The organism is Agarivorans sp. Z349TD_8, from assembly GCF_050870825.2.
Classification (GTDB): Bacteria; Pseudomonadota; Gammaproteobacteria; order Enterobacterales; family Celerinatantimonadaceae; genus Agarivorans.
In genome coordinates this window covers 3,690,207-3,703,714 of record NZ_CP194037.2, presented here as the reverse complement: position 1 = coordinate 3,703,714, position 13,508 = coordinate 3,690,207, and the positions used below count along the sequence as shown (strand labels likewise).

Below are 13,508 nucleotides of genomic sequence, written 5' to 3'. Positions count from 1 at the left end.
TTATCAAACGGTAGCAGGCAAGCTTAGAGCTGAATGGACTTTAGATCGTAATAGAGTGCTGTTGCTTATGCTGAGTTGAGGTTATTTAGGATCGTAAATGAATGAAGTATCTCTCGTTTAAAAACAAGATCATCGCCTTGATGATAGCAACCATTATGGTCACTATCATTTCATCCTACTTTAGTGTTCGCCATGTGATTAGTGCCTATATTTATAAATCCTATGTGAGTGATGTAGAAAGTCAGGTCAACTTGATCCGTGGAGAGGTTGAAAGAAGTATTCAAGCGAAAGTTGATCTCATTCAAAGTGTCGACTTTGGAATTATGGCGATCCGTTCAACCAAGGATAAATTGGGGTTTTTAAGTGTCGTAAAGGTGATTAATAATTTAGCCCTTAGTGATAAGGGAAGCATGCCTAAAGCAGAAGCGAGCCTTTACATCAAGCAGGTTAAAAATCACCCCGATGGTATTCAGGTTAGCCAGGTATCGATATTAGATGGTGTACCTGTCGTTATTATTTCGAAGAAGAAAAATAATATTGTCGATTTTTTTACGCTTGATTTGACATACTTAGAATCTCTAGTTAAACGTTTTCATAAAATCAACACTTATTTGCAAATTACTTCTGATAATGACACCTTGATTTATTCAAATAAGCCAAGTGTTAATTTAGAAGTGAATGAAGGAACATTAAATTTTTATGGCCAGACTTGGCACTTAAATAGTTTTATCGACGTGGCGGATATACATAGAATCACCAAGTCTATTAATGAAAGCATCAACTTCTATTTGATAGTCTGTGCCTTGATTATGCTTTCTCTGAGTATTTTTATATTACATTTTACCTTTAAACCCTTAATCCGTTTGCGAACTCTGGTTTATGGTCTTTCCCAGGGAGAGGGGGATTTAACTCAGCGCTTGGAAGTTAAATCTAAGGATGAGTTGGGAGAGATTTGTCATTCAATTAATATGTTTACCGACCAATTGCAGAAGATTTTTGTACATATCTCAGAATCTAATGTGCATATTAACACGGTGATCCAACAGCTTAGTCAGCAATCTAAGCGTAATATTTCGGCGATTGAGGAACATAATGCTGAAAGCCGAGAAATTGTACGCTCTATCGAGCAGTTGAGTGCTTCTTCCGATAATATCGCAGAAGGGGCCAACGAAACCGCCGAATATACCCAAAATGTTCGTGTTAATGTTGAGCAGTCCAGTGAGTCTAGCAAGCAGGCTGTTCATAGTGTGCAAGTGTTAATTGAAGATATTAGTGTTGTGGCGAACTCGATATCTGAGATGGATGAAGGGGCCAAAAATATTGGCGATATTCTTTCTACCATTGGTTTTATTGCCGATCAAACAAACTTACTGGCTTTGAATGCGGCGATTGAAGCAGCCAGGGCAGGCGATAAAGGTCGAGGTTTTGCGGTTGTGGCGGATGAGGTGCGAGCCTTGGCGGCAAAAACAACGGCGTGTACCACCCAAATCAATGACATGTTGAATTTTTGGGGGAGAACCAGTCATCATATTAGCTCCAGAATGGATGATACTCATGCGAGCTGTGATTCTTCTCAAGCTATTACTCAAGTGATGATGGAAAAACTCGATTTGATGCGTGAATCTACTGAGCGAATTCATCAATTGAACGCTAATATGTCAGGCTCCGCTAATCAGCAAAATACTATTATGCAGGAAGTTCGAACTAACATGTCTCGGGTGGAAAGTTTTGTTGAAAAGATCCGTAGCAATGAGTTGACGAGTATTGAAATCAGCGATGAGCTGCAAGATGTATCTAATGAGCTGACTCACTTTATTGCGCGTTTCAAACTTGCCTAGCTGATGAGTGATTGATAGCGCGAGTCAGCACCTGACTCGCACATGCTGGGCTTGTATTAAGACAGCAGTATGATTTCGATTAAGTAGTAACTAAAAAGGCTGATCAATACGATACCGACGAGGTTAAGCATAAAGCCAGCTTTAACCATTTGTTTAATATGTAATTGACCAGAAGCAAATACGATGCTGTTGGGTGGAGTTGCAACGGGCATCATGAAAGCACAACTGGCAGCTAAGGCTGCCGGAACCACTAATATCATCGGGTTCGACCCCATCGACTCGGCAATTGGCCCGAGCAGTGGCAGAAAACCTGCCGCGGTGGCGGTATTACTGGTGATTTCGGTAAGGAAGATGATTGCTGTGGTGACGATAACGATCACCCAAATCAGTGAATAGGTAGAGGCTGCGCTTAAGCTGAGGCCGATGAAGTCAGCCATCCCCGAACTTTTGATCTGGGCCGCTAAACTTAAGCCTCCTCCAAATAACATCAATACTCCCCATGGCAATTTTTTGGCTGTATCCCAGTCCATCACCATGACTTGTTTACGCCAATCCACTGGAATGACAAACAGGCTGACGGCAGCCATCATGGCGATCCCGGTATCGCTGATCGCCAAGCCGCTATAAGACGCCAACAAGGGGCGTAAGATCCATGCACAAGCGGCTAGGGTAAATACAACGGCGACAACTTTCTCCGGTGGCTTCATTGGGCCTAATTGATGGAGTTGCTGACGTAACATTTCAGCTGAGTTTCCCTGGCTTCGATTGGGTAAGCGATAGTTGATTCGAGTTAGCCATATCCAAGTAATGAATAACATCGAAATTGAGAGTGGCAAACCGATGAGCATCCATTCGCCAAAGCCGATGTGGATATCGTAGGAGTCGGCTAAATACGCTGCGAGTAAAGCGTTGGGGGGGGTACCAATCAGGGTGGCTACCCCCCCAATACTTGCTGAATAGGCAATGCCTAACAGTAGCGCGGCACTGAAGTCTGGTTGCTGCTCTTGTTTGGACATCATCCCAATGATCGACAGCCCTATGGGGAGCATCATCACTGCGGTGGCGGTATTGCTCATCCACATGCTTAAAAAAGCGGTGATCAGCATAAATCCGCCTACTTGTTGCGCTGGTTTGTCCCCGACGGTGAGCATTGCGACTAGTGCTATTCGTTTATGCAGCTCCCATCGTTCCATCGCCAGACTCAGCATAAATCCGCCCATGAATAGGAAGATTAAGGGATGAGCAAAGGATGCGGTGGCAGCTTTTAAACTGGCGATGCCGAGTAGTGGGGACAAGACCATTGGTAAAAATGAGGTGACGGGGATCGGAACTGCCTCGCTGACCCACCAAATTGCCATCATGGTGGCCAATCCCATGGTCACCCATGCTTGTTGGGGCAGCCCTTCAAAGGGAGGTGGAATAAAGAGAGTCGCAATTAAGCTTAATGGGCCAAGTAGTAAGCCGCATAGTTTGGCGAGGTGTTGATGTTGATAATTGGGATGGCTGACCATCGAGTTCATAATAATACCTTAAGATTTAAGGGGTTTTCTGCTATTAGCTATAGCAGAAATTTATCGACTACGCCGAACAAAAAGGCGTGTTTGCGTTACTCATTGATGGCTTCTGTGTAAAGCAATAGCAAGTCGTTGTTCTAATCTACTTATTTAAGTGATGGTTTATCGTCCAATTTAGAAAAGTAATTCTATTTAGAGGTCGTTTATTGTTGGTTTAACTAGGGATTATTGGGGTCTTTATAGTAAAAATATACAAAGTCTGCTTTTATGATGATTTTAAAATTAGTTAATTGATTTTAAACGGTATTTTATAGATATATAATTATTTTACTTCATAGTTTCTGGTTGCTTTGAATGGGGGGCAAGATATTTAAGGGTAAAAAATATGCATTTTTAGTCACAAATACAGATGTGTATATAGTTGATATAGGTTTGACAAAATTTCATCGGGGGAACATTTGTTAGCATCAATTGTTATAAATGGCATTTTCAGTGAATATTTACAATAAATTCGCATAATGGTAGGTTTTGTTTGAATGGGTAAAATGTAATTGATCATATATAGCGTTAATGGATGATGCAGCAACAGTTATTGAATCAGCTTAAAACTGGCGATTTAGTCTTTTTTTCGAGTAAGGGGCTTGGCAGTAGTCTCATTCGTGTGGGGACTTTTAGTCCTTGGTCACATGTCGGCATGGTATTGCAGTTAGCAAATTATGATTTTGTAACCTTGTGGGAGGCAGTACCGAGTCGAGATGGGTTTTGCCTTTATGCTCAGCGCGCGAGTAAGGGCGTGCAGGTGGTTGCCCTGGAAGAGCGGGTTGCACAGCATCAAGGTGATGTTGCGGTACGCCAATTGATGGGCGAAGAACTTAATCAAGCCGCGTTAGACAATTTGATGCAATTACTGGAACAGCTACAGGGGCGCCGTTATGAGCAAGACTTCTGGCAATTGACTCGTGCTGGTTGGGATGGGCCATGGGGTGAAAATAGCCAAGACTTGTCTTCATTATTTTGCAGTGAGTTAGTGGCAGCGGCTTACCAGCGCTTAGGTCTTCTAGATGAGACTAAGCCTGCAAATGAGTATACCCCAGCTGATTTTTCTGAAGATGCGCTGCGAGAGTTAAATTCCGGATTCTACTTATCCGAAGAAGTTGAGCTGCTTAAGCAAGAACCGTCCATTGGTGAATTTAGCTTTAGTGTCTAACTAAATTAAAGCAGTTGTGAACGCCATTGGTGAACCCCTGCATCGATGGCTTCGCAGCGTGAGTATTCAGATCTGTGAAGTCTATGTTTTGTCCTCTCTCTTCTATATCAACCTAACTACCGTTATCGTGCGCCGTGATGTTGTTTCATTGTGTCTGAATGATGGTGCTTGGTTTTAGTCCGCGCGATCATATGCAGATGCCGGCATCGGGATCCATCTTGGCTTCGGCTGCAGCATATCCTCAAACTCAAACTCAAACTCAAACTCAAGCCAAACCAAGCCAAAGAGGACGGTTAACAGCGTTTTATGTGTCATTTTCTTCGGTAAAAAAGGCTTGGGTGCTTGCTTGTTACTTAAGCGTGATAAAGGGGAGTTTGCTTAATTATTTGTGACGAGGATCGGTCGTTTATGACTCGGCATCGCTTGGCTAAAAAAAGTTTTTGTGATGTGTCAATTTAATATCGATCTTTTGTTTAAAATTAGTGCTTCATACTATATGGTTGCGCCTTAACCAACAATATAGCTTCCATCAAGGATAATAAGAAGCATGAATCAACATTCAAACAACAACATATTTAGCTTTATAACTAAAGGTAGCCTCGTGCTACAAATCCTGATCGGTATTATCGCCGGTAGTATCTTGGCCGTTGTCGCGCCAGAGTTTGCCATCTCTTTAGGTTTATTCGGTAGCCTATTTGTTGGTGCACTAAAAGCGGTTGCACCAGTGTTAGTCTTTGTATTGGTGGCGGCGTCTGTTGCGAGCCATAAACGAGGTCAAGATACTCAACTAAAACCAATTATTTATTTGTATTTATTTGGTACCTTTGCCGCCTCGCTGACTGCAGTTGTCATGAGCTTTGTTTTCCCCACCGAACTGGTTTTGGTGAGTACCGATACCGTGGCCAATCCACCACAGGGGATCGGTGAAGTATTACATACCTTATTGTTTAAAATTGTGGATAACCCAGTGAGTGCCATTATGAATGGTAACTACATTGGTATTTTGGCATGGGCAATTGGCTTAGGCGTGGCGCTACATAGTGCTTCTGCAACGACTAAAGCTTTGTTTAATGATGTTGCGGATGGCGTCTCTAGCATCGTGCGTTTTGTGATCCGCCTAGCGCCACTTGGGATCTTTGGCCTGGTGGCAAATACTATCGCGCAAACTGGTTTTTCGGCGCTATGGGGCTACAGTCAACTGTTATTAGTGTTGATAGGTTCTATGCTGTTGATTGCTTTGGTGATGAATCCATTGTTGGTTTTCTACAAAATTCGTCGCAATCCCTATCCTCTTGTCTTTAAGTGTCTTCGTGAAAGTGGTGTGACTGCTTTCTTTACCCGTAGTTCAGCGGCCAACATTCCGGTGAATATGGATCTTGCTGAGCGGCTTAATCTGGATGAAGACACATATTCAGTCTCTATTCCGCTAGGCGCAACCATTAATATGGCAGGTGCCGCAATTACCATCACGGTGCTATCACTTGCAGCAGTACATACCTTGGGAATTCACGTCGATTTTGCGACCGCATTATTGTTGAGTGTGGTTGCTGCGGTATCTGCATGTGGTGCTTCGGGTGTAGCTGGTGGTTCATTGTTATTGATCCCGCTGGCTTGTAGTCTATTTGGAGTCTCGAATGATATCGCGATGCAAGTGGTTGCTGTCGGTTTTATTATTGGTGTATTACAAGATTCGGCTGAGACTGCATTAAATAGCTCTACCGATGTTTTGTTTACCGCCGCCTGTTGTATGGCAGCGGAAGAACCATATGCTCAGGTCGCAGAAGACCAACGCTAGGTTTATTTACTTGCAAGTAAGAACAGCGCCGTAAAGCGCTGTTTTTTTATTACTGCTGTCAGAGGTTGGCGTAGCCACCGGCCTATCGAGGTTCACTTCGATGGCGAACTGGTAAACCAAGGCGATTATTTCGATGATTTGAGTCCAGTGGGCTGAAGATGCGCGTCATCGTCATTAACTCAATAGATTGTGAGTTTTCTCTGTTTTCACAGATGATTATTTTATAGAATCGCCGGCTTCTGGCGGTAGATACTTATAAATATAATTTTCTCCAGTAGCACAACATTATTCATATATGGAAGTCAAAGTGCATTTTAAACCATTCTCTTTGACTTTCCGTTTAAGCAGTTTGAGGTAACAAATATGAAACGAGAACAATGGGGCTCTCGGGCAGGCTTTATCATGGCGGCAGTTGGCTCCGCTATTGGTTTAGGTAACATTTGGCGTTTTCCCTATATGGCATACGAAAATGGAGGGGGGGCATTTTTTATTCCCTATCTGTTTGCGATGTTGTCTGCGGGGATCCCATTTATGATCATGGAATTTAGCCTTGGTCATAAAATGCGTGGTGCCGCCCCTCGGGTATTTGCCAAATTGGGTCGACGACTAGAGTGGCTGGGCTGGTTTCAAGTCTTAGTGGCCTTTGTGATCGCGGTGTATTACGTAGCGGTGATCGGCTGGGCTATTTCCTACCTCGGTTTTTCTTTCTCACAAAGTTGGGGGGCAGATCCCAATACCTTTTTCTTCACCGAGTACTTAAAGCTTGGCGATAATAGCCCAAGCCGCTTAGGCGGCATACAGCTACATATTGTTGTACCTGTGATCTTGGCATGGCTGATCACTTACTCTGCAGTATTTACTGGGGTAAAAGGAGGCATTGAAAGAGCAAGTAAAATCATGATGCCGCTATTATTTGTCATGGTTTTGGGTCTCATTATTCGCATGGTGTTTTTGCCCGGCGCACTGGAAGGCCTAAATTACCTATTCAAGCCGGACTTTAGCAAAATTCTTGATGTTTCCGTTTGGTCGGCGGCCTATGGGCAGATCTTCTTTACCTTGAGTGTTGGTTTTTCAATTATGCTGGCTTATTCCAGTTATTTGCCAAAAGATTCCGATATTAGTAACAATGCCTTTATGACGGTGTTGATTAACTGTGGTTTTTCTATCATGGCTGGCATCATGATTTTTGGCATTCTAGGTTACATGGCTAATCAGCAAGGGGTTGCCATTACCGAAGTGGTGAAAGCGGGAGTCGGTTTAGCTTTTGTGACGATCCCGACAGCAATTAACCTGCTACCTGCGCCTTATATTTTGGGGCCTCTGTTTTTCTTCGCGCTCACCGTTGCAGGCTTAAGCTCGATGATCTCCATTATCGAAGCAGTCACTTCAGCTGTGATTGATAAGTTTGGTTGCGACCGTCGTAAAGCGGCCACTTTGGTGTGTGGTGTGGCTTTAATCGTATCCTTGGCCTTTACCTGTAACGGTGGTTTGTTGCTGTTAGATGTGGTGGATTACTTCATGAATAATGTAGGGATCTTAGGTAGCTGTTTATTGGAATTGCTGATTGTTGGTTGGATGCTCAAAGGCTTGCCTGAGCTTCAAGAATATGCCAATCGACGCTCTGAATTGAGAGTTGGTGACTGGTTTATTTGGTGCTTACGTTTTATTAGCCCTGCAATTTTGCTGATTATCTTAGCAACCAACTTTGTGTCGCTATTATCAGAAGGTTACGGTGGTTATAGCCAATTTGACTTAATGAGTTTTGGTTGGGGCCTCGTGGCAATTATGGCGGTGCTCGCAATTATTATACGTAAATTACCGACAGCTGAACTTACAGCGGAGGAAAACTAAGATGGAATTAAGTGCCATTGTGATGATGATCATCGGTTTGGGTTGTACTTGGGGCGGCGCGATATTTTGTATTCGCCGTGCCATGCAGGCAGATAAAGGCTAGTGGTTTAAACCTGCTATGAGTTAAAAGGCCAAGCACTTTGCTTGGCTTTTTTATATCGATATTATACCAATCTAACTCATTATCTGTTCATTCTTAGCTCCGCTAAATCATCGCTAACTAGGTGATGTATCTGGCCATGAGAGCCACCCCTTACTGCGCTTCATGCCTCGTTATCGACAGATTTATTCTGCGCAATTAGTTGTTCATATAATGAATCAGGTTGGTATTAAAGCGGTGTTTTCGGCGGAGCACCAGCACACGTTGCTATCGAAATAAAAAGAGTTAAGCTATTTTATTGATTTTATAGTTAATTTTTGCTTAAAATTGAGTCTCTATTGATATCTAAGGATGATGTGTGAAAGGAATTATTAGTGGTGTTTTATTGGCGCTGGCCTTAAGTGGTTGTGCGATGACAAGACCGAGTGTTGAAGAGGTCGCAGACAGTTATCATTCTGAGCTCAATACTCCACAAAAAGAAACTATACGTGAAACTTTATCTGAGCATTGTTCATCTTTGGTATACAAAGATAATGTAGTCAAAGTGAACTGTTACCTTTCTGGTGATGTATTGGTTTACAATGCTAATTTAATCAATCGACGCTGGGAGTGGACTCCTCAAGCAGCGGCTGCAAACACTAAGAATATTCTTAAGAATATTTGTGAACAAGATGTTCTTCAGTATGGCTTTGCTGTATTGGTGAATCTTGAAGGTGAAAATGGTTTTGTAGGTAAGTTAAAAACCTACGACGATTGCTTAAATTTATAGTTTGCTGTTCGATTGATTGAATAAAGGCTTCCGCTTTATGTGGAAGCCTTTATTAGTGGTGAATTGCTTGGTATAAGAAACATGGTCATGGATCTTCTTGTCCTCATTTACCGCACTGTGTCTCGCGTATTTAGATACTTTTGAGTTGAAAGTGCGGGCGAATATTACTGCGCTGAATATGCGCATCAACATCTAAATCGCGTAGAAAACCATGCTGGGTCACCAATACGCTTTTAAATCCCATGGCGTTCCCACCTAAGATATCGGTATGCAGTGTATCGCCAATCATTGCAATACGCTGTCGGTTGATGTTTGCCAGACGCGGTTTAATTTTTGCTAAAACGGTGTCGAAGATTGGTGCAAAGGGTTTGCCAAAGCAGCGTACCTGTTCAAATAAATGAGCAGGTAGGGTTAATGTATAACTGCCGGGTTCTTGGGAAACTCCATTTTCTAAGGGGGCAATTAAGTCTGAGTTTCCAACCCAGACTGGACGTGGTCGGTCATTCAAGGCTTCAATAAAGCGTGCCTGACGCTGAGCATTCCAGGCTTGGCCACTTAAAAATAGAAACTCGTCGGCTTGCCAAAAAGCTTCATCTTCTGGGTAGTAGCAGGGGCGGGCTAAATCTAAGCGAAACTCGGATAAAGTGATAATCCCTAGTGGGCTGTCTGCTGGCTGCGGCATATGCTGCAGTAATACTTCACGACTATTGATGATTTCTTGGTCGCTAAAGTCGAAGCCGAGGCGAATGAATTTTTGAAGTAGTTGAGGTTTACTTTGAGTCGCCGCATTGGTCACCACATACACCAGTTTTCCGGCGGCTCGTAGCTTAGCGATTTGGGCTGCAGCCCCCGCAATGGCTGTTCCTCCAACGTTTAACACGCCGTAGGCATCAAATAAAAAAACGTCTATATCATCGACCAAATCGGTGATTTGTTGGATGGTTTGGCTTGAGGGGACGGGAACAATGGCGGGTAATCGTTGCGCCATATCCAAATAAGCGGAAAAGGCCTCCGTGGGACTAAAAAACATTGCTTTCACCTGTCTAAAATCAAGACCAGATTCTAACAAGAAGTAACAGCCGACGCGTAACTAAATCATTTCGTAACCGTCTTTTGGAGTGGGCATATATATACATTGGTTGTTTGCATCAAGTCGTGGACAACCGTGCTTGGCATCTTAACTTAAGATAAATTGTCTGTGGATGCTTGCGAGGTATTTGCCGAAAGTGCTAAGCTGCCGCGCCTAAATTAAAGATTAACATCTTGTAATTTAAGTAAAATTAAAATATTCGTTCAATGGCCTATCTGGCCTATATCAAATTAGAGTGACTATGGCGTATTTAATTGCGATTACCTTGTTGTGGGCTTTTTCTTTTAGCTTGATTGGTGTTTATCTTGCTGGCCAAGTAGATGCGTGGTTTTCAGTGTTGATGCGAATTGCCCTTGCGACCTTGGTGTTCTTACCTTTTTTAAAATTTAGAGAGTTAGCTGCCAGTACCGCCTTGAAGTTGATGGCGATTGGAGCGGTGCAGCTTGGTTGTATGTATGGTTTTTATTATCAGTCCTTCTTATATTTGTCGGTGCCAGAAGTGTTGTTATTTACGGTGATGACTCCGATCTATGTGACCCTCGTCAATGATGCCTTCGAGCGACGTTTTAATCAGCGTTTCATGTTAACTGCACTGCTCGCAACTATGGGGGCGGTGGCTATCCGTTATCAAGGCATCGATCAGGGCTTCATTACTGGCTTTTTATTGGTCCAGGGGGCCAATTTATGTTTTGCCAGTGGGCAAGTTGCCTATAAACGTTTGATGGCTCGCTTACCGGTAAAGTTGGCCCAGCAAACGGTATTTGCCTGGTTTTTTATCGGAGCTTTACTGGTGGCCAGTATGGCTTTTGCACTGCTAGGTAATACCCAAAACCTACCCAGCACAAACTTGCAGTGGGGGGTATTGGTTTATCTAGGGGTCATCGCCTCAGGGCTTGGCTATTTTGCTTGGAACAAGGGCGCAACCATGGTCAATGTTGGCGCCTTAGCTGTGGCGAATAACTTGCTGATTCCAGCGGGTATTGCGGTCAATTTGCTGATTTGGAATCGTGATGCCGATATTTTGCGTTTAAGCATTGGGGCGGCGATTATCCTCGGAGCCTTGGCATTGAATCAGCGTTGGGCGAGGCGGGTTTAGCCCAAGGTGCTTGAGCATATAGCGCTGGCGCAAGTTTGATGGCTGTATCACGCCGCTGGTAATGGCGGTTGTTTACGACTGCTAACGGGCTTTACTCAAGCGGCGGATTGGCCACATAAACAAGCCGCCAATTATCAGTGCCACTAATACACTGTAGCCCACAACCATCGGTTCAAGGGGGATGCCCGGTTTAAAGTTTTTTAAAACCTCGTTCAATCTTGACCAACGTGCTGGCGCAAAAATATAGATGGTTTTTTCTAGTAAGTTACCATGTTGGAGAACCTCAAGGGCTTGGGCTAAGTCAGCGAATTGGTGCAGAGTTTGTTGTTTTTGTTCAGCATCGGCTCTAACGGCGGGATTAGAGTTATGCTTAAAATCTTCGATCATGGCATCGACGTCGGCATAGTGATAAGCCGTCGCATTGCGTTGGTAACCTTCGACCTGAATTTTAGCCGCGCTATAGTAACCACTGATAAACTGTAAGTAGTGATTGCTCAATATCGGTAGTTGAAAAAAGACCAGTAATAGCACAGTGAATATGACTTTATCTAGGGTGTTGAGTATCAAAGTCGATCCTCGCATCAAAGCCGAAACCAGTTTAGCTGGCTGGTTTAGTGATATTTTGAGTGTTTGATCCTACGCTGTTGCGATGATAAGAGTAAATGATTTTATCGTCTTGCATTTGGATATTTGAGTCGTGTCCGATAGGTAAATCGTAAATCGCGCTTTAGTCTTATTTTTTGCGGTTTATTATTTTGAACAGAGGGAGCAAGATCCTGAAATAGTTTTATATTTTGTCACAATTTGCTCATTCGAATGCTCGACTGATTCGAGCTTTGAGTAGATAGATAGCAATTATTCAGGAATGTGGCGGATGTAACACCTGCGTAATGATTCTAGCAAATCTGCGCATGCGAGGTAGTTTGCTTCGTATATTTAAACCTAAATATTGCTCGGCTTTTATCGTTAGTATTCATTATTCTTGAAATAAAAGGTAAATCAGATGCAACAATCAAAACTAATCCGTTGGGGCATTATTGGTGTCGGTGATGTTTGCGAAGTCAAAAGCGGTCCTGCATTTTATAAAGCAAAAGACTCGCAATTGCTTGCGGTGATGCGGCGTAACGGCACAAAGGCCAAAGATTTTGCTTCGCGCCATCAAGTGCCACATTGGTATGACAATGCCGAGGCTCTGCTCGCCAATCCAGATATCGACGCGGTATATATTGCTACACCACCAGCACAACACAAAGATTACGCTTTAGCTGCGCTAAAAGCAGGTAAACATGTGTATATTGAAAAGCCGGTAACACTGAATGCAAAGCAGTGCGATGAGCTTATCGAGGCTCAAAAAACGGCTGCGACTAAAGTGGTTGTGGCACACTATCGTCGCCATGTACCCTGTTTTTTAAAAGTGGCTGAGTTGCTTAAGAATGGCGCTATTGGCCGGCCCTTAATGGTTCAAATCGATACACTTCAGCCAGCGGCATCAGATATTATTTCTAGTAGCGAAGACAATTGGCGGGTCAATCCTGAAATTTCTGGCGGTGGCTTATTTTATGATCTTGCTCCCCACCAATTAGACTTAATTCTGCAGTGGTTTGGCCCCGTCGTTTCAGCCCAAGGGCTTAGTGTTAATCAACAGCAACATTCAGCGGCTGATGACTGTACACATGGTTGGGCGTGTCTGCAGAATTCACTGATCCTACAAGGGCGTTGGCATTTTGCGGTGCAAGCGCAACAAACTCGCGATGTTTGTGAAGTGATTGGTAGTGATGGCAAGCTCAGCGTTAATTTTTTTGGTGAGCAAGTGATTCGTTTAGAGAACGCACAAGGCACGCAAGAGTTTATGATTAACAACCCAGAGCACATTCAACAACCCTTTATTGAGCAAGTGAATGCTTATTTTCGCGATGAGCGAGACAATCCTTGTCGTGTGAGCGAGGCGAGAGCGGTGATGGCCTTAATGGATTGCTTCGCTCACAGGTAGTGAGTTATCGGTAGATTTGTTATTGGTTATAAGTTGTTGATATTATTGGTTGTTTTATTGTTTGGATTGTGTCAAAAGCTTCGCGGTATAGCTAGGTTGCACTGCATTTTATGGCTGACGAATGCAGCATGGGGAAGAACAAGGCGAAGATAATAGTGATGTATAAGAGCTGGCCGTAAAAGTGTGGATTGCTTGCCTGAGACTCACCAACGATTGATACGGCGCACAATATAGTTTGGACTTCTTTGGCTTTGGCCT

The 13,508-nt window shown here is 43.4% G+C and carries 11 protein-coding genes; 8 read left to right on the top strand and 3 right to left on the bottom strand.

The annotated features are described in order from the left end of the window. Positions 1–101 precede the first annotated feature (101 nt). The gene (locus tag ACRRS1_RS16725) at positions 102–1,838 is read left to right on the top strand and encodes a methyl-accepting chemotaxis protein (RefSeq protein WP_432452065.1); all 1,737 of its coding nucleotides are present in this window, start codon (positions 102–104) and stop codon (positions 1,836–1,838) included. Between the two features lie 56 nt (positions 1,839–1,894). Here ACRRS1_RS16725 and ACRRS1_RS16720 read toward each other — a convergent pair whose 3' ends face one another. Then, complete coding sequence (locus tag ACRRS1_RS16720; protein ID WP_432468974.1) at positions 1,895–3,349, bottom strand: SLC13 family permease; 1,455 nt, start codon at positions 3,347–3,349, stop codon at positions 1,895–1,897. A 577-nt stretch (positions 3,350–3,926) separates the two neighbouring features. On the opposite strand from ACRRS1_RS16720, the gene ACRRS1_RS16715 reads away from it, so the two are divergent. The 5 genes from ACRRS1_RS16715 (at position 3,927) to ACRRS1_RS16695 (ending at position 9,074) form a co-directional block, all read left to right on the top strand. Then, on the top strand, positions 3,927–4,559 hold the full coding sequence (locus tag ACRRS1_RS16715; protein ID WP_432459934.1) for a YiiX/YebB-like N1pC/P60 family cysteine hydrolase: 633 nt from the start codon (positions 3,927–3,929) through the stop codon (positions 4,557–4,559). 547 nt (positions 4,560–5,106) lie between these two features. Beyond that, entirely contained in the window at positions 5,107–6,354 is a 1,248-nt protein-coding gene (sstT, locus tag ACRRS1_RS16710) for a serine/threonine transporter SstT (protein ID WP_432452067.1), read from the top strand. Positions 6,355–6,717: 363 nt separating this feature from the next. After that, positions 6,718–8,205 carry a sodium-dependent transporter gene (locus ACRRS1_RS16705; protein WP_432459932.1) on the top strand — a complete coding sequence of 496 codons (1,488 nt, stop codon included), beginning with the start codon at positions 6,718–6,720 and terminating at the stop codon, positions 8,203–8,205. A 1-nt stretch (position 8,206) separates the two neighbouring features. Next, positions 8,207–8,308 (top strand): MetS family NSS transporter small subunit, encoded by a 102-nt coding sequence (locus tag ACRRS1_RS16700; RefSeq protein ID WP_432452069.1) that lies wholly within the window; start codon positions 8,207–8,209, stop codon positions 8,306–8,308. Positions 8,309–8,663: 355 nt separating this feature from the next. After that, positions 8,664–9,074, top strand: a complete 411-nt coding sequence (locus ACRRS1_RS16695; protein ID WP_432459931.1) for a hypothetical protein — start codon at positions 8,664–8,666, stop codon at positions 9,072–9,074. Positions 9,075–9,204: 130 nt separating this feature from the next. Here the strand turns inward: ACRRS1_RS16695 and ACRRS1_RS16690 are convergent, their stop codons facing one another. Then, on the bottom strand, positions 9,205–10,104 hold the full coding sequence (locus ACRRS1_RS16690) for an HAD-IIA family hydrolase (protein WP_432467341.1): 900 nt from the start codon (positions 10,102–10,104) through the stop codon (positions 9,205–9,207). Between the two features lie 301 nt (positions 10,105–10,405). Between ACRRS1_RS16690 and ACRRS1_RS16685 the strand changes: the two genes are divergently transcribed. Next, positions 10,406–11,260, top strand: coding sequence for a carboxylate/amino acid/amine transporter (locus ACRRS1_RS16685; protein WP_432459929.1), 855 nt, complete (start codon positions 10,406–10,408; stop codon positions 11,258–11,260). Positions 11,261–11,341: 81 nt separating this feature from the next. On the opposite strand, the gene ACRRS1_RS16680 is transcribed toward ACRRS1_RS16685, so the two are convergent. After that, a complete protein-coding gene (locus tag ACRRS1_RS16680) occupies positions 11,342–11,827 on the bottom strand; it encodes a DUF2937 family protein (RefSeq protein WP_432467342.1) in 486 nt (161 codons plus the stop codon). Positions 11,828–12,263: 436 nt separating this feature from the next. Here ACRRS1_RS16680 and ACRRS1_RS16675 point away from each other — a divergent pair, with 436 nt between their 5' ends. Further along, complete coding sequence (locus ACRRS1_RS16675) at positions 12,264–13,250, top strand: Gfo/Idh/MocA family protein (RefSeq protein WP_432467343.1); 987 nt, start codon at positions 12,264–12,266, stop codon at positions 13,248–13,250. The last annotated feature ends 258 nt before the right edge of the window (positions 13,251–13,508 follow it).

Coding starts and splice junctions, on each gene's coding strand:
- sstT (WP_432452067.1), top strand. CDS start 5,107: ATGAATCAACATTCAAACAACAACATATTTAGCTTTATAACTAAAGGT.
- ACRRS1_RS16690 (WP_432467341.1), bottom strand. CDS start 10,104: ATGTTTTTTAGTCCCACGGAGGCCTTTTCCGCTTATTTGGATATGGCG.
- ACRRS1_RS16675 (WP_432467343.1), top strand. CDS start 12,264: ATGCAACAATCAAAACTAATCCGTTGGGGCATTATTGGTGTCGGTGAT.
- ACRRS1_RS16715 (WP_432459934.1), top strand. CDS start 3,927: ATGATGCAGCAACAGTTATTGAATCAGCTTAAAACTGGCGATTTAGTC.
- ACRRS1_RS16725 (WP_432452065.1), top strand. CDS start 102: ATGAAGTATCTCTCGTTTAAAAACAAGATCATCGCCTTGATGATAGCA.
- ACRRS1_RS16685 (WP_432459929.1), top strand. CDS start 10,406: ATGGCGTATTTAATTGCGATTACCTTGTTGTGGGCTTTTTCTTTTAGC.
- ACRRS1_RS16720 (WP_432468974.1), bottom strand. CDS start 3,349: ATGGTCAGCCATCCCAATTATCAACATCAACACCTCGCCAAACTATGC.
- ACRRS1_RS16700 (WP_432452069.1), top strand. CDS start 8,207: ATGGAATTAAGTGCCATTGTGATGATGATCATCGGTTTGGGTTGTACT.
- ACRRS1_RS16705 (WP_432459932.1), top strand. CDS start 6,718: ATGAAACGAGAACAATGGGGCTCTCGGGCAGGCTTTATCATGGCGGCA.